This window comes from Palleronia caenipelagi (assembly GCF_007004065.1).
GTDB lineage: Bacteria > Pseudomonadota > Alphaproteobacteria > Rhodobacterales > Rhodobacteraceae > Palleronia > Palleronia caenipelagi.
Genome location: NZ_VFSV01000002.1, coordinates 171692 through 189493 on the forward strand (window position 1 = coordinate 171692; position 17802 = coordinate 189493).

At 63.6% G+C, this 17802-nt stretch carries 15 protein-coding genes and 6 pseudogenes; 15 read left to right on the forward strand and 6 right to left on the reverse strand.

What is annotated here, in order from left to right:
- Positions 1 to 48 precede the first annotated feature (48 nt).
- The 8 genes from FEV53_RS01850 (at position 49) to FEV53_RS01885 (ending at position 9741) form a co-directional block, all read left to right on the forward strand.
- A complete protein-coding gene (locus FEV53_RS01850; RefSeq protein WP_142833117.1) occupies positions 49 to 1356 on the forward strand; it encodes a cytochrome-c peroxidase in 1308 nt (435 codons plus the stop codon).
- Between the two features lie 67 nt (positions 1357 to 1423).
- Positions 1424 to 2089, forward strand: a complete 666-nt coding sequence (locus tag FEV53_RS01855; protein WP_142833118.1) for an ABC transporter ATP-binding protein — start codon at positions 1424 to 1426, stop codon at positions 2087 to 2089.
- Positions 2089 to 4482, forward strand: coding sequence for an FtsX-like permease family protein (locus FEV53_RS01860; protein ID WP_142833138.1), 2394 nt, complete (start codon positions 2089 to 2091; stop codon positions 4480 to 4482). Before FEV53_RS01855 ends, FEV53_RS01860 begins: the two co-directional genes overlap by 1 nt.
- Complete coding sequence (locus tag FEV53_RS01865) at positions 4472 to 5530, forward strand: lipocalin-like domain-containing protein (protein ID WP_142833119.1); 1059 nt, start codon at positions 4472 to 4474, stop codon at positions 5528 to 5530. Before FEV53_RS01860 ends, FEV53_RS01865 begins: the two co-directional genes overlap by 11 nt.
- Positions 5523 to 6077 carry a pyridoxamine 5'-phosphate oxidase family protein gene (locus tag FEV53_RS01870; protein WP_142833120.1) on the forward strand — a complete coding sequence of 185 codons (555 nt, stop codon included), beginning with the start codon at positions 5523 to 5525 and terminating at the stop codon, positions 6075 to 6077. Before FEV53_RS01865 ends, FEV53_RS01870 begins: the two co-directional genes overlap by 8 nt.
- Before the next feature lie 67 nt (positions 6078 to 6144).
- Positions 6145 to 8316 (forward strand): selenide, water dikinase SelD, encoded by a 2172-nt coding sequence (gene selD / locus FEV53_RS01875; protein ID WP_142833121.1) that lies wholly within the window; start codon positions 6145 to 6147, stop codon positions 8314 to 8316.
- Positions 8313 to 8855, forward strand: coding sequence for a lipocalin family protein (locus tag FEV53_RS01880; RefSeq protein WP_246100704.1), 543 nt, complete (start codon positions 8313 to 8315; stop codon positions 8853 to 8855). Before selD ends, FEV53_RS01880 begins: the two co-directional genes overlap by 4 nt.
- A gap of 4 nt (positions 8856 to 8859) precedes the next feature.
- A complete protein-coding gene (locus FEV53_RS01885; protein ID WP_142833122.1) occupies positions 8860 to 9741 on the forward strand; it encodes a DMT family transporter in 882 nt (293 codons plus the stop codon).
- Here the strand turns inward: FEV53_RS01885 and FEV53_RS01890 are convergent.
- Positions 9722 to 10423: an NUDIX hydrolase gene (locus FEV53_RS01890; RefSeq protein WP_142833123.1), complete on the reverse strand. Its 702-nt coding sequence runs from the start codon at positions 10421 to 10423 to the stop codon at positions 9722 to 9724. The genes FEV53_RS01885 and FEV53_RS01890 overlap by 20 nt on opposite strands.
- Complete coding sequence (locus FEV53_RS01895; RefSeq protein ID WP_342778257.1) at positions 10396 to 10800, reverse strand: DUF983 domain-containing protein; 405 nt, start codon at positions 10798 to 10800, stop codon at positions 10396 to 10398. The genes FEV53_RS01890 and FEV53_RS01895 overlap by 28 nt, the downstream gene beginning before the upstream one ends.
- A 176-nt stretch (positions 10801 to 10976) precedes the next feature.
- Between FEV53_RS01895 and FEV53_RS01900 the strand changes: the two genes are divergently transcribed.
- Complete coding sequence (locus FEV53_RS01900) at positions 10977 to 11258, forward strand: DUF3572 domain-containing protein (protein WP_425465464.1); 282 nt, start codon at positions 10977 to 10979, stop codon at positions 11256 to 11258.
- An 11-nt stretch (positions 11259 to 11269) separates the two neighbouring features.
- On the opposite strand, the gene FEV53_RS01905 is transcribed toward FEV53_RS01900, so the two are convergent.
- Positions 11270 to 12070 (reverse strand): lytic murein transglycosylase, encoded by an 801-nt coding sequence (locus tag FEV53_RS01905; protein ID WP_142833124.1) that lies wholly within the window; start codon positions 12068 to 12070, stop codon positions 11270 to 11272.
- A 97-nt stretch (positions 12071 to 12167) separates the two neighbouring features.
- On the opposite strand from FEV53_RS01905, the gene FEV53_RS01910 reads away from it, so the two are divergent.
- The 3 genes and pseudogenes from FEV53_RS01910 to FEV53_RS20720 all read left to right on the forward strand — a co-directional run.
- Positions 12168 to 13034, forward strand: coding sequence for an NAD(P)/FAD-dependent oxidoreductase (locus tag FEV53_RS01910; protein ID WP_185962055.1), 867 nt, complete (start codon positions 12168 to 12170; stop codon positions 13032 to 13034).
- Between the two features lie 75 nt (positions 13035 to 13109).
- Complete coding sequence (mnmH, locus tag FEV53_RS01915) at positions 13110 to 14207, forward strand: tRNA 2-selenouridine(34) synthase MnmH (protein WP_142833126.1); 1098 nt, start codon at positions 13110 to 13112, stop codon at positions 14205 to 14207.
- A gap of 106 nt (positions 14208 to 14313) precedes the next feature.
- Positions 14314 to 14505 (forward strand): annotated as a pseudogene (locus FEV53_RS20720) (IS5/IS1182 family transposase); the annotation flags it as partial.
- Positions 14506 to 14627: 122 nt separating this feature from the next.
- Here the strand turns inward: FEV53_RS20720 and FEV53_RS01925 are convergent.
- Positions 14628 to 15035 (reverse strand): annotated as a pseudogene (locus FEV53_RS01925) (integrase core domain-containing protein); the annotation flags it as partial.
- Positions 15036 to 15040: 5 nt separating this feature from the next.
- On the opposite strand from FEV53_RS01925, the pseudogene FEV53_RS21390 reads away from it, so the two are divergent.
- Positions 15041 to 15370 (forward strand): annotated as a pseudogene (locus FEV53_RS21390) (IS256 family transposase); the annotation flags it as partial.
- Positions 15371 to 15455: 85 nt separating this feature from the next.
- A pseudogene (locus FEV53_RS01935) lies at positions 15456 to 16289 on the forward strand (transposase); the annotation flags it as partial.
- Positions 16290 to 16463: 174 nt separating this feature from the next.
- Here the strand turns inward: FEV53_RS01935 and FEV53_RS01940 are convergent.
- Positions 16464 to 16811, reverse strand: a pseudogene (locus FEV53_RS01940) (transposase); the annotation flags it as partial.
- Positions 16760 to 17338 (reverse strand): IS3 family transposase, encoded by a 579-nt coding sequence (locus tag FEV53_RS01945; RefSeq protein ID WP_221931565.1) that lies wholly within the window; start codon positions 17336 to 17338, stop codon positions 16760 to 16762. The gene FEV53_RS01945 and the pseudogene FEV53_RS01940, both read right to left, overlap by 52 nt.
- Before the next feature lie 141 nt (positions 17339 to 17479).
- Between FEV53_RS01945 and FEV53_RS01950 the strand changes: the two are divergent.
- A pseudogene (locus tag FEV53_RS01950) lies at positions 17480 to 17802 on the forward strand (transposase); the annotation flags it as partial.

Below are 17802 nucleotides of genomic sequence, written 5' to 3' on the forward strand. Positions count from 1 at the left end.
CCCGACGGCAGGGCTTGCGCAGGCGAGAACCAGCGCCAAGATGGCTCCATGATACGCACTGCGCTTTTGTCCCTGTCCGTTGCTACCGCTGCCCATGCCGGCCCCCTGCCTGATCCCCTGACGGCGGAGGATTTCCCTCCGACCGTTCCAGCTCAGGTCAAACTCGGACAGTTGCTGTTCCATGACAAGATCCTCTCGGGCAATCGCAACATCGCCTGCAGCACTTGTCATTCCCTCGACCATGGCGGCGGGGACGGATTGTCGCTGGGGATAGGCGAAGGCGGTCGCGGTATCGGGCCAGAGCGAACCACCGGAGACGGCCCCGACCGCATCCGAAAACGCATCCCCCGCAATGCGCCGGGCCTGTGGAACCTTGGCGCGCGACAGATTCGGGTGATGTTTCATGACGGGCGGCTGGAGGTGTCGGACGCCTATGAGAACGGTTTTGACAGCCCCGCTGAGGAATGGCTGCCCGATGGGCTGCCCAACATCCTCGCGGCCCAAGCCGCCTTTCCCATTGTGGCGCAGTTCGAGATGGCAGGTAATCCGCGCGAGAACGAGATCGCCGGCGCAATCCACGACCGCATCGACGCCGCATGGCCGCTGATCGCCAAGCGCGTCCGCACAATTCCGGCCTATGGCCAGATGTTTGTCGAGGCCTTCCCCCGGATGACCACGCCAGAGCAAATCACTATCGTCGAGATCGCCACCGCGCTTGGGGCTTATATGTCCGAGGAGTTTAGGGTCTTCGACACTCCCTTCGATGCGTACCTCGCAGGTGACGGGACCGCGCTGACCGACCTGCAAAAGGACGGCATGGCACTGTTCTACGGCAAGGCTGCCTGTGACACCTGCCATTCCGGCACGCTGCTGTCAGATCAGGAGTTCCACGCCCTTGCCCTGCCCGGCTTTGGCCCCGGTCGCACGAGGCGCTTTGACCCACTGCCCCGCGATCAGGGGCGGATCGGCGCGTCAGACCGGCTGGAGGACGCCTACCGCTTTCGCACACCCATGCTGCGCAACGTGACGCGCACCGCGCCTTATGGCCATAACGGCGCCTACCCGACCTTGCGCGGCATCGTTGAACACCATCTCGACCCGCTGGGCGCGCTCGACCGTTGGGAAATTGCGCAAGCCAACCTGCCCAAAGCCCCGTGGCTCGCCGCCGTGGACACCGCGATCATGACCGACCCGACCGAGCCTGGCCGCCTCCGGGCCGCCCTCGACATCACGCCCGTCACTCTCAGCAACGAAGAGATCGACGCGATTCTCGCTTTTCTCGACGCTCTCACCGGTCCCCAAACCCCGAGAATTGGCCGACCGGACACGGTGCCGTCTGGCTTGGAGGTCGACTGACCCAATGACCCAGTCTCATTTGCCGCACCCCCTCGCCTTTGGGGTGAATGCGGCCTAGATCGGCCTCATGACCAAGGATCTGCTGACAGTCGAGCACATTGAGAAGACCTTTGCCGGGGCCGAGGGGCCTGTGCAGATTCTGAACGGGGTGTCGTTTTCACTCGGACATGGCGAAACGCTGGCCCTGACGGGCGAGAGCGGCTCGGGCAAGTCCACCCTCCTGCATATCATTGGCGGGCTGGAGACGGCAGATGCCGGGAGCGCCCGGATCGACGGTGCCGATATCGTCTCGGTCGATGATGCGGGGCGGGCGGCGCTGCGGCGGGGCACCATCTCGGTCGTGTTTCAGCAGTTCAACCTGATCCCGTCGCTCGACGTGGCCGCCAACATCTCATTTCAGGCCCGGCTTGCGGGGCGGAGCGATCCCGGTTGGAACGCAACGCTGTCTGAACGACTCGGCCTCAGCGATCACCTGCGCAAATACCCCGAACAGCTCTCGGGAGGGCAGCAGCAACGGGTTGCCATCGGACGCACACTCGCCGCGCGGCCCAAGCTGGTGCTGGCGGATGAGCCCACGGGAAACCTAGATCCCGAGACCGGGGACGAGGTGCTGACCCTGATGCTGGAGCTGGTGACTGAGACCGGGGCGGGGCTTCTCTGCGTCACCCATAGTGAGCGCGTCGCGCGTCGCCTCGACCGGCGGCTGACCCTGTCGCGGGGACAGGTGGCGTGATCCGTGCGGGCCTCTCGGCGCTCTTGTCCCATTGGCGGCGGCATCCGATCCAGCTCCTGACGCTGATCATCGGACTGGCCACGGCAACCGCGCTCTGGTCCGGGGTGCAGGCGATCAACGCCGAAGCCCGCGCCAGCTACGCCGCCGCCAGCGCCACGCTTGGCGACAACGCCCGCCCCTATCTGACATCTGGCGGGCCGATCCCCCACGCCACCTACATTGCCTTGCGCCGCGCCGGGCATCAGGTGACGCCGCTGACCGAAGGAACGCTCGACACCGAGGCCGGACCCCTGCGTATCCTTGGCCTCGACCCATTCACCCAAGCCCCCGGAGAGACATTCCTTGATGGGCTGGAGCCGGGCGACACAAGCTTCCTCGCGCCGCCGGGGCAACTGCTCGTTGCCCCTCAGACCGTCCGCGCATTGGAGGGCAGCGCCCTGCCCCCGCGTATGGCCGTCGAGGGCGTGGCACCGGATCAGGCCGTGGCGGACATCGCCATCGCCCAAGGGCTCCTGAACCGCCCCGGCGAGATCGACCGGCTCATCATCACCGGCCCTGCTTCGCTCACCGCGCCACCGATCTCCGACATCGCGCCGGGACTGCGCCTGACGGATCCGTCGGACGAAGTAGACACCGCGCGCCTGACCGACTCGTTCCACCTGAACCTCACCGCCTTCGGGCTGCTAAGCTTCGCCGTCGGGCTCTTCATCGTGCGCGGCGCCATCGGTCTGGCCTTTGAGCAACGCCGGCCGGTCTTTCGCACCCTGCGCGCACTGGGCCTGTCGCGCTCTGTGCTGATCGGCCTCCTGAGCGTCGAACTGCTGATCCTCGCCCTGCTCGCCGGGGCCATCGGTGTGGCGCTGGGCTGGCTCATCGCCGCGCTGTTGCTGCCGGACGTGGCCGCGACGCTCCGGGGCCTCTACGGAGCCGAGGTCGGAGGCAGCCTGACGCTGAAGCCCGTCTGGTGGGTCTCGGGTCTCGGAATCGCGGTACTGGGAACCGGGATAGCGGCTCTGGCCTCGCTCTGGCAGACCGCCCGGATGCCGCTCCTCGCTCCTGCCCGGCCCCGCGCCTGGGCGCTCGCCTCGGAACGGGCGATGCTGGGGCAAGCCCTCGCCGCCCTCGCCTGTGGGGCAGTTGCACTGGTAGCTTGGGCGCTGGGCGGCTCGCTCCTCGCGGGCTTCGTGATGCTGGGCGGGATGCTGCTCGGCGCTGCGCTGGCACTGCCGCTGATCCTGCACCGCGTCCTAGGGCTGCTCTCCCACACCTCCAGAGGACCGCGTTCCGAGTGGTTCTGGGGCGATGCGCGCCAGCAGTTGCCGGGTCTGACCTTGGCCCTGATGGCGCTGCTGCTGGCGCTCTCGGCCAATATCGGCGTGGGCACAATGGTGTCGTCCTTCCGCCTCACCTTCATCGGATGGCTGGACCAGCGGCTGGCGGCAGAGCTCTACATTCGCGCCGAGACCGACACGCAGGCGCGGGAGATCGAAGCGATGATCAGCGACCGAGTGGATGCCATCTTGCCCATCCGCTCAGCCCCGACAACCCTCGGAGGTCAACCGGGCGAGGTCTACGGCGTCGCCGACCACGCCACCTATCGCGACCACTGGCCGCTGATTGCCCGCAGTCCCGGCGTTTGGGACACAGTCGCGGCAGGAGCAGCCGTCCTGATCAATGAACAGCTCGCCCGCCGCGCGGATCTCTGGCCCGGCGACCAGGTGAAGATCGGCGATTGGGACGCCCCCATCGGCGGGGTTTACAGCGATTACGGCAATCCGCAGCCTCAGGCGATGATCGGCCTCAACCGCTTTGCACAGATGTTCCCGGAGGCACCTGACCTGCGCTTTGGTGTCCGGATGCCGCCCGAAGGCATCGCCGCCCTGCGCAGGGAGATCCTCGACCGCTTCGTCCTGCCCGCCGACCAGATCAGCGACCAGCGCGCGATCAAGGACCTTTCGTTGGGCATCTTCGAGCGGACCTTCACCGTGACTGCGGCACTGAACGTGCTGACGCTGGGGGTGGCGGGGCTGGCGATCCTGACCTCGCTCCTCACGATCTCCACCATGCGTCAGCCGCAGATCGCGCCGGTCTGGGCGTTGGGCATGACCCGCCGCCAGCTTGCCGCGCTGGATCTGGCCCGCGCCGCCCTGCTGGCGCTCCTGACCTTCGGGCTTGCCCTTCCGGTGGGTCTGGCCCTGTCATGGGTGCTGCTGGCGGTGATCAACGTGGAGGCTTTCGGCTGGCGGCTGCCCCTCCATCTTTTCCCGCGCGACTGGCTGGCGTTGGGGGCGCTGGCTGTGGTTGCCGCGCTCATCGCCGCGCTCCTGCCAGCCCTGCGCCTGTCGCGTATCCCGCCCTCAGAACTCCTGAAGGTTTTTGCCAATGAGAGGTAAGTCCCCCTTCCGCCTCGCACGCCGGGGATTTCTGGCCAGCCTCCTGCCCGCCATGGCGCAGGCGCAGGGCTTCGCCGGGCTGGGCCATAGCAATGCCAGCTATGCCGAGCCCGATCCCGAGGCCCGGTTCCGTTTCCCTGAGGACCACGGTCCTCACCCGGCGTTCCGGATCGAATGGTGGTATGTCACCGCCAACCTCACCGGCCCGGACGGGGCGCCCTATGGAGTCCAGTGGACCCTGTTCCGCTCCGCCCTCGACCCGAACCCCGCTGCCTTCGCTGCCTCGCAAGCCTGGCTCGCGCATGCTGCCCTGACCACTCCAACAGCCCATTTCGCAAGCGAACGGCGGGGGCGTGGAGGGACCGGGCAGGCTGGCGTCACGGCAGACCCCTTCGCGGCATGGCTTGACGACTGGTCGCTGGCGGGGCCGTCCTTTGACGATCTGCGGATGCGGGCGGCGTCGGACGTCTTTGCCTACGACCTGCGGCTCCGCACCGGCGCGCGTCCCGTACCGCAGGGGATCGAGGGCTATTCAGTGAAATCCTTCGAAGGCACGGCCAGCCATTATTATTCCCAGCCTTTCTACGAGGTCGAGGGCGCCCTGACCCTGCCGGACGGCCCCGTGTCAGTGACTGGCAAAGCGTGGCTTGACCGGGAATGGTCTTCCTCTCCGCTGTCGAAGGATCAGGAGGGCTGGGACTGGTTCTCGCTGCATCTCGGCGACGGGGCGAAGCTCATGGGGTTCCAGCTCCGCGACCGGACCCGCGACGCCTTTACCGCCGCAACATGGATCGGGCCCGACGGTACCACGACCCCCCTGCCGCCCGGTGCTTTCACCGCCGAACCACTGGAGATCCACAGGTCAAACGGGCGCGAGATCCCGGTGCGCTGGCGCGTGACTTTGCCGCAAAAGGGTGTCGACGTGACCGTAACGGCCCTGAACCCCAACTGCTGGATGCCGCTCAGCTTTCCCTATTGGGAAGGTCCAGTGACCGTCGCGGGCACCCATGACGGCGTCGGCTATCTGGAGATGACAGGCTATGAATAACTGGTTCGCGACGCTCGACGGGATGCGTACCCAGGCCTGGGCGCTGATGGCAGAGGGCGTCACCGATGGCACCCAGCCCTGCCGCCTCGCCTGCCTTGCCACGGCCTGTCCCGATGGGGGCGCTTCGGGGCGCATGGTTGTGCTGCGCAAAGCCGATCCCCCCGTGCTGGAGGTGCAGACAGACGCGGCCTCGGCAAAGATCGACGAACTGACACAAGACCCGCTGGCGACGCTGGTCTTCTGGCATCCGGGGGACTCCCTGCAGATCCGCGCCCGGGTCCGGATGGAGATCCTGAGGGGGCCGGCGCTCGACCCGGACTGGGAGGCTTTGCCCGAGGTCGCACGGCTGAACTACGGCGGCACACCCGAACCCGGCACCCCCCTGACCGCCGCCGAAGACTACTGCGAGAGCGTTTCGCGCGACCGCTTCGCGGTGCTGCGGGGCAAGGTGCTCTCCCTCGATCTGGTGCATCTGGGTCGCCAGATGCACCGCCGCGCGATCTACCGACGCGAGGACGGTTTTGCCGGACAGTGGGTCGCACCCTGAAGCACTGGCCCGAAGCACTGGCACCACCGCCAGAACGGCGCTAGGGATCATCGCAGGAGGACGCCCCATGGACACATCCCTGCCCGCGACCCGTGACATTGTCTTGATCGGTGGGGGCCATGCCCACGCGCTGGTGCTGCGCCGCTGGGGGATGAAGCCCCTGCCCGGCGCCCGCCTCACCGTCATCAACCCCGCCCCGACCGCGCCCTACACGGGCATGCTGCCGGGCTTTGTCGCGGGGCATTACGGACGCGATGATCTGGAGATCGACCTCGTCCGGCTGGCACGCTTTGCCGGGGCACGGATCCTTCTCGGCCAGGCCACCGGCCTCGACCGCGATGCGCAGGAGGTGATCGTCGAGGACCGGCTGCTCGGCACCCGGCGGATCGGCTACGACGCGGCATCGGTGGACATCGGCATCCATTCGGGGATGCCTGCCTTGCCCGGATTCGCCGAGCACGCCATCCCGGCCAAGCCGCTGGACCGCTACGCCGCCGCATGGGAGGCCCGCGTGGCCTCGGGGGACGACAGCGGCATCGTGGTGATCGGCGGCGGGGTGGCCGGGTGCGAACTGGCGATGGCCATGCGCCACCGCCTGCCCCGCCCAGAGGTCACGGTGATCGACAGGGGTGAGATGCTCGACGGCTTGGGCGATCGCGCCCGCACCGCGCTGCTGGCCCGGCTGGCCGCGTTGCGTGTGACCCTGATCGAGGGGGCGACGGTCGCGGAGGTCACGGCGGATAACGTCAAACTGACTGATGGGCGAGAGGTGCCAGCAGGCTTCGTCATCGGGGCGGCGGGCGCCAAGCCCTATCCGTGGCTGGCGGAGACCGGCCTCACGCTCACCGATGGCTTTATCGACGTGGGCGCGACGCTCCAAAGCTCCGATCCGAAGATCCTCGCGGCGGGCGATTGCGCCCACATGACCCACGCGCCGCGTCCCAAGGCCGGGGTTTTCGCGGTGCGCCAGGCCCCGGTGATCTACACCAATCTCCGCGCGCTGGTCTCCGGCGGGCCACTGAAAAATTACACCCCACAAAAGCACTTCCTGAAGCTTATCTATACCGGCGACAAAACCGCTCTGGCCGAGCGCGGTGGTCTGGCCGTGCGTCACCCGAAGCTCTGGCATTGGAAGGACCGCATCGACCGCAAATTCATGGATAAGGTGTCAGACCTTCCCAAGATGCCGCGACCCAAACTCCCCGCCGAGGTGGCCAAGGGGCTCGAACGGGAACTCCGTCAAGCTCCTTGCGGCGGTTGCGGGGCGAAGGTCTCGCGCCAGACCTTGCGACAAGCGCTGGAGTCGAACCAGCCCCCGCTGCCGGAATTCGTCGAGACAGGTCCCGGCGACGATGCCGCGATCATCCGAACCGGCGGCGCTCGGCAGGTGTTGACGGTGGACCAACTCCGCGCCTTTACCGCCGACCCGGCACTGCTGGCCCATGTCTCGGCGCTCCATGCGCTGGGCGATTGCATCGCCATGGGGGCAGTTCCGCAGACGGTGATGTCGGTACTCACCCTGCCGCGCCTCTCGCCGGCGCTGGAAGCACGCACCATGGGCGAGATTATCACCGCCGTGAACCGAGCCATCGGCCCCAGCGGCGCCGCGATCATCGGCGGCCATTCGGCGACCGGCGCGGAGATGCAGGTGGGGTTCTCGATGACGGGGCTCTTGGGTGATGGGGACACTGCGCTGGGTCAGGCCCGCCCCGGTGATGCGCTGGTCCTGACCAAGCCTCTGGGCACCGGGGTGGTGCTGGCCGGCGAAATGGCGCTGGACGCGACGGGGTCCGAGGCGGTCGCTGCATGGGCCAGTATGGTGTGCCCGATCCGCCCCCTGCCCGGTGCCAGCTCCGCCACAGACGTGACCGGATTTGGGCTGGCAGGGCACCTCCTGAGCCTCTGCGAAGCCGCGGGACTCGGGGCGGAGATAGACCTCGACCGCCTGCCGTTGCTGCCGGGTGCGGAGCGGCTCTTGCGAGCGGGAACACGATCGACGCTGCACGCCTCGAACCGCGAGGTCGCGCTGTTCATGGACCTGCCCGACACGGATCTGGCCGAGATCCTGTTCGACCCTCAAACGGCGGGCGGGCTCCTGGCCAGTATACCCCAAGAACACCTTGTTGCCGTGCTGGAGACGGAGCCACACGCCCGCGTGATCGGGCGGCTGGTTGAGGGACCGCTGCGGATCATTGTAACTGCCGATGAGACCACAAAACCGAAAGGGCCACTCCAATGAAGCACGTGTTCATGGGCCTCACGATCGCGACCTTCCTTGCCGGATGCTCGACCGAAAATCCGCTCATCCCCGCGACGAGTTATAGGGATCAAAATGTTCCGATTGGGTCGCGGGCAGATTTCGACCCGGAGCGTTATCTGGGCAGGTGGTATGAAATCGCCTCCTATCCTGTGTCATTTCAGGACGGTTGCACGGACACGCAGGCGATCTATGGCGCTGCCGAGAACGGGATCACGGTGCGCAATACCTGCCTGCGAGACGGTGAGCGCAGCGGCATCGAAGGCCGCGCTGAACTGGTCGGGCCGGGGCGGCTAAAGGTGCAGCTGGGCAATCTGCCTTTTACCGCGCCTTATTGGGTGCTCTGGGTGGATGAAACCTATCAGACCGCCGTGGTCGGTGTGCCTTCGGGGCGAGCGGGTTGGATTCTCGCACGGGATCCTGATATTTCCGAGGCGCGGCTGGCAGAGGCCCGCGATGCTCTGGAACGCAATGGGTACGACCTGACCGCGCTCCGCATGACTCCGCAGAGCGGCGGTTGAGCCGATGCCTCTCTGGGTCGGTGCAACGCTGATTGCGGCGCTGGCTCAGACCATCAGGTTCCTCCTCCAGCGACACCTGCGGATACAAGCTCTGAGCACGACCGGAGCGACATTTGCGCGCTTTGCATTTTCTGCACCCATGGTGGTTGCGGGGTTAGGCATTTCAACGCTTTTCCCTGGGATCGAACTGATCGAGCCGCCCGCCCTGTTTTGGCCCTATGTGGTCATCGGCGGCGTGGCGCAGATACTCGGCACCGCCTGCATTCTGAAGTTGTTTGGCCGACGGAGCTTTGCCGTTGGCATGGCTTTTTCCAAAACAGAGGGGCTCCTGACCGCGTTGATGGGAATCGTCCTGTTGGGGGAGCCGATTGGACTTCCTGCCGGGATGGCGATTGTTGTCGGCTTCGTCGCTGTGCTGATCCTGTCGGGTCGTCCTGGCGGTTGGGATGCAGGCGCCGCGGCACTGGGGCTTGCCGCCGGAGCGCTCTTCGCGCTGGCCGCCGTCTGCTACCGCGGCGCCTCGCTGTCTTTGGGTGATGCGCCAGCGCTGCTCCGCGCAGCAGAAACACTGGCAGCGACGACACTGTGGCAAAGCGGGATCCTTTCCCTGTTCCTCGCGCTTCGCCAGCCGGAGCAGTTCGTGGCCCTCCTGGTTCACTGGCGGCTGGCGGCGCTGGTCGGCCTTTTCTCGATGATCGGATCTCTTGGCTGGTTCACCGCGTTTGCGCTGAAAAACGCGGCCTATGTCAAGGCGTTGGGTCAGATAGAGCTGGTCTTTGCAAGCCTTGCGTCTGTCCTGCTTCTCGGCGAGCGCATGGTGCCGCGTGAAATCCTCGGCATCGGTCTGCTGCTCGTTTCCGTCTGTCTTATTCTTCTGGCAGGCTAGCCTCGTCGGCCACCGTGGACAGGTCGTCGTTGCGAAAGAATGGCACACGATCTGGCTGGCCGAGCCGGGGCAAGTGCGCATGCAGTTCGCCAAGGACGACAGAGGTTATGAATGGCAAATCCAGATGCCGCGCATCGTCCAGCCCAACCCAGTGCAGATGGCTGAGCTCTTCGCAAGCCCCCGAAAAATCGTCCGGGTCGCTCACCAAAGCAGCCGCGTCCAACAGAAAAAACCTTGCATCAAACCGGCGCGGGCGACCGGGCGGAGTAATGGCCCGAAACACATAGGACAAACCGCTCGCATCGGGTACATGGCCAGTAGCGGCAAAGCCTGCCCAATCGGCCGGTGGATCTGGCCAGACTCCAGAACGGCCCAAAACCTGCCCCGTTTCCTCCCACAGCTCCCGGATCGCGGCCACTGCCAGCGCATGGGCTGGCGGGGCACCAGGCCGTTCGAGCCGCCGCCGACACACCGGATTGAGCGGATGAGAGAGCTGCACGTGGGTGTCGCCAGGATCCACAGCGCCGCCGGGAAAGACATATTTGTCGGGCATGAACACAGCAGAACGCCCACGTTGCCCCATCAGCAATCGTGGGTGGGTTGCAGCATCGCGGACCACGATCACAGTGGCCGCGTCCCGGATCGGAACGTCGCTCAGAACCCGTGCATCCTCTTGGCCCATTGGAACCCCACAATTACCCCCTTGAGACGGGGGAGTAGATAGAGTGACAACACGAGGCACAATGTACAGAAAACAGTTGCCAGCACCATGGGCTGGGGCCGAAATGTCACAAAAAACCAGTGCATAAATGGCGCCATAAGATGACCGACGATAAGGATCGTCAGGTATGCGGGTCCGTCATCCGCCTTTGCGTGGCTCAAATCTTCGCCACAAACATCACAGCTTTCGCGCAGGGTGAGATAACCCCTCAGCAGCGGTCCCGCGCCACATTTGGGACACCTCTGGCGGAACCCTCGTGTGACCGCCGCCCGGAGGTTTCGCTCTACCCGATCATCATCGACGTCCCGGTGGGCGATCTCATCTGCGGTATTGTACACGGCTCTGCCCTCCGGTTACGAATGGGTGTTGTTCGGGACCTCTACCCCGATCCGCCCGCGAGTCATACCCGGGAAAATACATTGTGCCACTCTGTCACGCGGCGTCCTGCCGCAACGTTTGGCGCGCAAAACGGGCGCTTTCAGTTTAACATGACCCAAAAAGAGGAAGGCTCGTGATGATGACGGCAGCACAGGCCACTGCAACCGCTCAGGACGTTCTGATCTGGCTCGCAGGCGAGGATGACCTCTTGCCCGTGTTCCTCGGCGCCACCGGAGCCGAAGCAGCTGATTTGCGACGCCAAGCTGAAGACCCGGCCTTCCTCGTTTCTCTCCTCGACTTCCTGCTGATGGACGACGCTTGGATCATGTCCGCCGCAGCCTCTCTCTCGATACCCCCCGAAAAATTTCGGGAGGCTCGATACGCTTTGCCCGGTGGACAGGATGTCCACTGGACCTGATGCATCTGAGATCAGCCGTCGATCTGCGCAGCCATGATGGCGATGGCTTGCTGGTACACGGTCGCGGCATTCCACGCTTCGATCACGCGAAAATTCGGCTGACCCTGCTGGTATCCCTGACCGGGGCGCCAACCCTTTTGCCGGAGAAAGTTTGCCGTCGACGCCAGTGCATCGGTCTGGTTGGTCAGATCAACGCGCCCGTCCCCATTGCCGTCAACCCCGTAGGCCAGAACGTTGCCCGGCAAGAACTGAGTATGGCCCCATTCGCCATGCCGCGCACCGATTGACTGCGCCGTCAGCGAGCCCCGATCCACCAGTCGCAGAGCTGCGATGGCGTGCGGGGTGAAAAACGACGAGCGGCGGCAGTCATAGGCCAGCGTCAGGATCGATGACACCACGGGACTGTCGCCCATAAAGTTGCCAAAGCCCGTCTCCATTCCGTGAATCGCGATCAAAACACCCGCGGGCACACCAAAACTGCGTTCAAGCCCTTGATAAAGGCGCGCATTGGCGGCCTTGCGTTGGCGGCCTTGCTTCACAATCGTCGCTGAACCACGCACCTGCATGAACTTATCGAGCGAGTATTTAAAGCTCTTTTGATTGCGGTCTGCCGCAATCGTCCGGGTCTGATAGCTGCTTTGCTGGAGCGCCTGAAGGCCTCGTTGCCCCACACCGGACGCCTGCGCTTCGCGGGCAAACTCGCCCTTCCACTGGTTGAACTGGCCGCCGCTGTTCGAGCAGCTGGCCGCATAGGCAGTCATTGGCAGAACCGCAACGGCGGCGGCAAGCAGGGTGCGGCGGAGCGCGGTCATAGAAATCTCTCCATATCGATATGTCGAGGGACAATAGGCCGAGGATCGCGCTTAGCCAACCACTGGACTTTCTCATCGGCATACTATGTCCGATGACATGAATAACATTGCAGTGATCGGGGCCGGAATGGCCGGTCTGGCGGCCGCACGTCATCTTGCAGATGCAGGACGACAGGTCGTTGTGTTTGAAAAGAGCCGTGGAACCGGCGGACGACTGGCAACCCGTCGCCGTTCGGAGGCGATGTTTGACCACGGCGCCCCCATAGCGCAGGGCTGTTCGGATTTTGACGCCACCATGTGCGCCCTTTCGGCGGACCGGATCGGCGCGGGCTGGCGCGGGAGCCCGGGCATGTCGGCGCTTCTGAAACCCTGGGTCGACGGACTTGATCTCCGGCACGAGCAGCAAGTGACAGCCGTCGACCACCTCCGCGACGGCTGGCATCTCACGATCGCAGACCATGGTGGAGCCGGTCCATTCGACGCCGTGGTGATCGCGATCCCTGCCCCTCAGGCACAGAAACTGATGCCACATCCCGCGCTCGAAAAAGTCATGATGCGACCAGCCTGGAGCCTGCTCGCCATCTGGCCCGAGTTGACCTTGCCAAAGCCCTCAGCGCCGTTTGAAGTGATCGTCGATATGTCGTCCCATCCGAACGGTACTGTGGGCGCCATTGTTGCCCATTGTAACGAGGCGTTTTCCCGCTCCCATCTTGAGGACACGCCGGACCAAATCTGTTCTCTCCTCGTTCAGCGGCTGCAACAACTCACGGGATGCACGGTGATGCCGCGCTTTGCACAAGCCCATCGCTGGCGCTACGCCAGGACCACCGATCCGCTTGGACAGCCCTTCATCGATGCGGGATATGGTTGTTTCATCGGCGGCGACTGGGCGCTCGGAAGCCATGCAGGGGATGCGTGGCGTTCAGGTCTCGCCTTGGCCGAGGCTCTGACAGCCGGCGGCTGAAACGCGTCGGTCGTTGTGATCCGGGGGACGCTTCGCGTATGGAAGGCGACAGCGCCGCGCCGTGGAGATACCCATATGCCGTTTGTTCCATCCGAACTGTCTGACATCACCAAAGCCGGTTTCAACACGATCATCGACGTTCGCGCTCCATCCGAATTCGCAGAAGACCACATCCCCGGCGCGATCAATCTGCCAGTTCTGGACGACTCGGAACGGGCGCGGGTTGGCACGATCTATGTCCAGCAAAGCGCGTTTCTCGCCCGGAAAATCGGAGCCGCCCTCGTCTCCCGCAACGCTGCCCGCCATATCGAAGGCCCTTTGGCGGAGCATGAGGGAGACTGGCGACCGCTCGTCTATTGCTGGCGAGGCGGACAGCGCTCAAACTCCTTCGCCTCGATCCTCAGCCAGATCGGCTGGCGAGTCTCGGTGCTGGAGGGGGGCTATCAAAGCTATCGGCGGCTGGTGAAAGCGCGTCTGTACGACACACGTTTCCCGAGCCCCGTGATCCTGCTCGACGGTAACACCGGCACAGCCAAGACCGCGATCCTCCATGCGGCCGAGAAAGCCGGCGCGCAGGTGATCGACCTGGAGGGTCTCGCAAATCATAGAGGCTCCCTCTTTGGCGCACAGGGCGTCCAGCCGTCGCAAAAGGCTTTCGAGTCCGCGCTGGCGGCCCGCGTTGCCGCACTGGACCCTGATCGTCCCGTCTTTATAGAGGCCGAAAGTTCCAAGATCGGAGAGCGCATCGTCCCCCCCGCTCTGTGGTCTGCCATGCGGACCGCACCCCGGGTGGTCATTGAAGCCGAACTCGATACGCGCGCCAGCTATCTGGTTCGCGCTTACAAAGACGCCATCTCCGATCCCGCGAGACTCGACACCATCCTGCAATCCATGTTGCGCCTACAGGGACATGAAAGGGTCACTGAATGGCGAAATCTCGCTGAGGCAGGTGACATGCGCACCCTCGCCAAAGACCTGATGGAGCACCACTACGACCCCCGCTATGACCGCCAGCGCCACAGGCAAGCGTGGGATTTGCTGGGCAAGCTGAAGGCGGAAATGTTGGACACACCAGAGATCACGACGTTAGGGGCGAAACTTGCTGGATTGAAGTCGGAAAAGGTAGTCATTTCACAGCAGGACGCCGCCCATTACGGCACAGGTAATGGCTAAAGCGAGCACCTCAGGACAATGTTCCCATCGCCTCGCAACCGCCTCCGTTTATGATGACCAGAAAAGACCCCGGTGGCGCGTTTCCCGACGAAAGAGGCGGCCAAACATGATTCCGAACTTACAAAGCCGCACGGTTCGAAAGTCTGTGGAGATAATCATCTACGCCCTGCGCACCATGCCCGAGCGCTTCTTCAACAAACTCAAGGACAGTCGTCGACTGGCAACTCGCTACGGCAAAACCGCCCGGAGCTTCCTTGGAACCATCGACATCGTCTGTGACCTGAGACCTGAGACCTGAGACCTGAGACCTGAGACCTGAGACCTGAGACCCATCTCACCTCCAGCCTTTGGGAGAATCCAAGTTTTGATTGCACTGCTTCCTAAGTTTGGAACGCCTGAAGCTGGATTTTTCCGACTGTCTCACGATGACGGGCTGGCCACGCCATCGGGATAATGTATGGCAATCGGGACGTTGTAGCCGATCGCGCTATGCGGTCTGTCCGCGTTGTAATGCTTACGCCAATACTCCAACTTTTCACGGGCGTCGGCAAGACTCATGAGCCAGTAGGCGTTCAGGCATTCCGCCCTGAGCTTCGAGTTGAAGGCTTCGATGAAGCCGTTGTCCGTAGGTTTCCCGGGCCGCGAGAAGTCCAGTGTGACGTTGTTGGCATAGGGCCAGAAATCGAGATCGCGGGAGATGAATTCACTGCCGTTGTCGACCCTGATTGTTCTTGGGCATCTGATCCACCCACAGACCCGTTCGAGCGTCTGCACGACGTCCTAGCCCCGATAAGTGAAGCGCGCATCGGCTGCTGGACACAAGCGGGAAGACATATGGCGTCAAATACGAGACGGCGGTGACCTGCCTGGGAAAGGATCGGAAGCCGCTCCTAGCTCTTGACGACGTCCCCGCCGATCATTGTGATCCCCTGCTCACAAACGACCCGATTGAAAGCGTCTTCGCCACCGTCCGTCACCGGAGCATACGACGCAAGGGCGCGCTGGCTCAAAAGACGGCGAAGCTGATGGTGTTCGAGCTCGTTCAGGCCGCCGCCAAGTCGTAGCGCCGCTTGAATGACCCGAATTAGTTGCCTTTGGTCACCGAAGGCGTCACAGCTGCCGACGGCGTTGCCCAGAACGACACCGAAAACCGCGCCGCATGATGAAGCCGCTTCTCCGGTAATCCCCCCCAATTTTAAGGGGATGCGGAAGTAGAATTTTCTCGGCAGGATAAACGGGGAGATTCAGATGAAGAAAGCACGTCTTACCGAGGCCCAGATCATGTCTGTGCTGCGCCAGATGGAGGGCGGTGTGCCTGCTGCCGAGCTGTGCCGCGAGCACGGCATGAGCAGCGCGACCCTGTACAAATGGCGGGCGAAGTATGGCGGAATGGGCGCCAGTCTCATCAGTGAGAGCGAGCCTTGTCCGCTATTGGTCCGAGGACAATGACGAGCGCTATGGCCGAGGAGAACCGACGCCTGAAACGTATGTTTGCGGATGTCAGCATGCAGAACGACCTGCTGAACTTTGAAGGCGAACGCCATGCGTTCGAGCGAGCCTGAGAAGGCTTTGGGAAAAAGTGATACGGCCAGCTCAACGCCGGGAGCTGGCCCTGAGGGTCGTGGCGACGAGGGGTGCCAGCATCTCGCTGGCCTGCCGGGCATTCAGCATAAGCGAGACCTGCTATCGATACAGCCCTGAACTGGACGAAGAGAACGAGCAGATCGCCGAACTGCTGATCGGGCTGACGGCGGCGAAGAAGACTTGGGGCTTCGGCTTGTGCTTCCTGTATCTGCGCAATGTTCAAGGGCATCGTTGGAGCCACAAGCGGGTCTACCGGATCCATCGCGAACTGGAACTGAACCTGCGGATCAAGCCGCGCAAGCGTCTGAAGCGGGAAAAGCCGGACGAACTGGCTGTAGCAGAAGCTCCGAATGAGGTCTGGTCCATGGACTTCATGGCAGATCGCCCAAGCGATGGCCGTCAGTTCCGGTTGCTGAATGTTCTGGACGATTTCAACCGGGGGGACTGGGCATCAAGGTGGACTTTTCGTTGCCCGCTGAGCGGATTGTCCGGACCCTGATCTTCGTCCCGGTTCCCGGACAGTGTGATTGTTGATCCTACGCGGCCATTTTCCAACTCATTTCTGTGAACGCCTGAACCGGCGTCTGGTGGCCGATGGCTGAATGGCGGCGTTGGCGGCTCGTAGAAGACCTCGATGTACTCGAAGATCGCGGCCTTGGCCTGTTCCCGGGGTCCGAACCGATGGCGATGGACCAGCTCCTTCTTCAGCGAAGAAAAGAAGCTCTCCATGGGGGCGTTCGGCGCCTTCAAACGATCCCCCGGATCGTTTGATCCGTTGGCGCGGACCAGCTTGAACTTGAGGCACTGACCCTTGCGGCTCATGGATTGAACCAGCTTGGCGCGGTGGATGATCTTGCGGTCGTCTCCGCTGGCATATTGCATGCCGCGGTCCGAATGCAGGATCAGGCCCGGGACCGGGCCGCGCTGGTCCAGGGCCATCCGGAGCGCGTCGCAGCAGAGCTCTGCGCTCAGGTGACCGGCCATGGACCAGCCGACGATTTCGCGGGTCGCATGCGCCATTGTCCTTGGAGTTGCCCATCGCGGCGCCACTGGTCAGAGCCCGATGGGCGACGGCGAACAAAGGCACATTTCTTGATCGCCGCCAGGTAGAGCCAGCCCTCGCCGGTATCGACATAGCTGATATCCGCCAGCCAGACGGTGTTCGGGGTGGTGCAATGAAAGGACCGCCCGAGCAGTTTCGGCGACGGTGTCAGCTTATGATTGCTGTTCGTGGTGAACGGCTTGCGCGGCTTGCGTTGGCCGGCTGAGATCCTGTTTTCGCGCATTATTCTGGCTACGCGCCGCTCCGGGACGCGCTCCCCGTCAGCGCATAGATCCCGGTGGATACGCTTGGACCCGTAGCGGTGTTTGCTGGCTTTGAAAAAATGGCTGATCCGCTCCAGCAGTGCCTTGTCCCGTGCCGCACGCCGCGCCTCCCGACTTTCACGGGCTGCCTCACCGGCGCCGTGACCATAAAACCAACTGCATGACAAGCGTACGAGCCGGCAGAGTGTCGAAACCGCGTTCTCCCGCTTACGCGGCCCCACTGGGGACACGGTCAGTCGAACTGAGCTTTGTGGGCCGTGATGAAAGCGCGCTTATTCATCGTTCGGGCAGTCGCTCGGACCAGTGTGGTCTTCCCCCACTGAAGTGGTCCTCCGCTATGTTCAGGAAAACGGAGGAATACCATGGCCAACAAGCGACCAAAGCCGGAAGAGATTGTTACGAAGTTACGGCAGGTTGAGGTTCTGACGGGGCAAGGGATGCCGCGTCTGGATGCGATCCGCCAGATCGGCGTGACTGAACAGACGTTCTACCGCTGGAAGAAAAAGTACGGTGGAATGGGCACGGACCAATTGAAGGAACTAAAGCGTCTTCAGAAAGAGAATGAGCGGCTGCGCAAGGCTGTTTCGGATCTGACCCTGGACAAGCTGATCCTGGCGGAGGCCGCAAAGGGAAACTTCTGAGCCCCGCTCGTCGCCGTACCTGCATTGATCGTGTTCGTGCAGAA

What these genes read in the sequence shown, in the direction of transcription:
- FEV53_RS01870 (WP_142833120.1), top strand. Translation starts at nt 5,523, where the DNA reads ATGAATAACTGGTTCGCGACGCTCGACGGGATGCGTACCCAGGCCTGG.
- FEV53_RS01885 (WP_142833122.1), top strand. Translation starts at nt 8,860, where the DNA reads ATGCCTCTCTGGGTCGGTGCAACGCTGATTGCGGCGCTGGCTCAGACC.
- FEV53_RS01910 (WP_185962055.1), top strand. Translation starts at nt 12,168, where the DNA reads ATGAATAACATTGCAGTGATCGGGGCCGGAATGGCCGGTCTGGCGGCC.
- FEV53_RS01850 (WP_142833117.1), top strand. Translation starts at nt 49, where the DNA reads ATGATACGCACTGCGCTTTTGTCCCTGTCCGTTGCTACCGCTGCCCAT.
- mnmH (WP_142833126.1), top strand. Translation starts at nt 13,110, where the DNA reads ATGCCGTTTGTTCCATCCGAACTGTCTGACATCACCAAAGCCGGTTTC.
- selD (WP_142833121.1), top strand. Translation starts at nt 6,145, where the DNA reads ATGGACACATCCCTGCCCGCGACCCGTGACATTGTCTTGATCGGTGGG.
- FEV53_RS01865 (WP_142833119.1), top strand. Translation starts at nt 4,472, where the DNA reads ATGAGAGGTAAGTCCCCCTTCCGCCTCGCACGCCGGGGATTTCTGGCC.
- FEV53_RS01880 (WP_246100704.1), top strand. Translation starts at nt 8,313, where the DNA reads ATGAAGCACGTGTTCATGGGCCTCACGATCGCGACCTTCCTTGCCGGA.
- FEV53_RS01900 (WP_425465464.1), top strand. Translation starts at nt 10,977, where the DNA reads ATGATGACGGCAGCACAGGCCACTGCAACCGCTCAGGACGTTCTGATC.
- FEV53_RS01905 (WP_142833124.1), bottom strand. Translation starts at nt 12,070, where the DNA reads ATGACCGCGCTCCGCCGCACCCTGCTTGCCGCCGCCGTTGCGGTTCTG.
- FEV53_RS01890 (WP_142833123.1), bottom strand. Translation starts at nt 10,423, where the DNA reads ATGGGCCAAGAGGATGCACGGGTTCTGAGCGACGTTCCGATCCGGGAC.
- FEV53_RS01855 (WP_142833118.1), top strand. Translation starts at nt 1,424, where the DNA reads ATGACCAAGGATCTGCTGACAGTCGAGCACATTGAGAAGACCTTTGCC.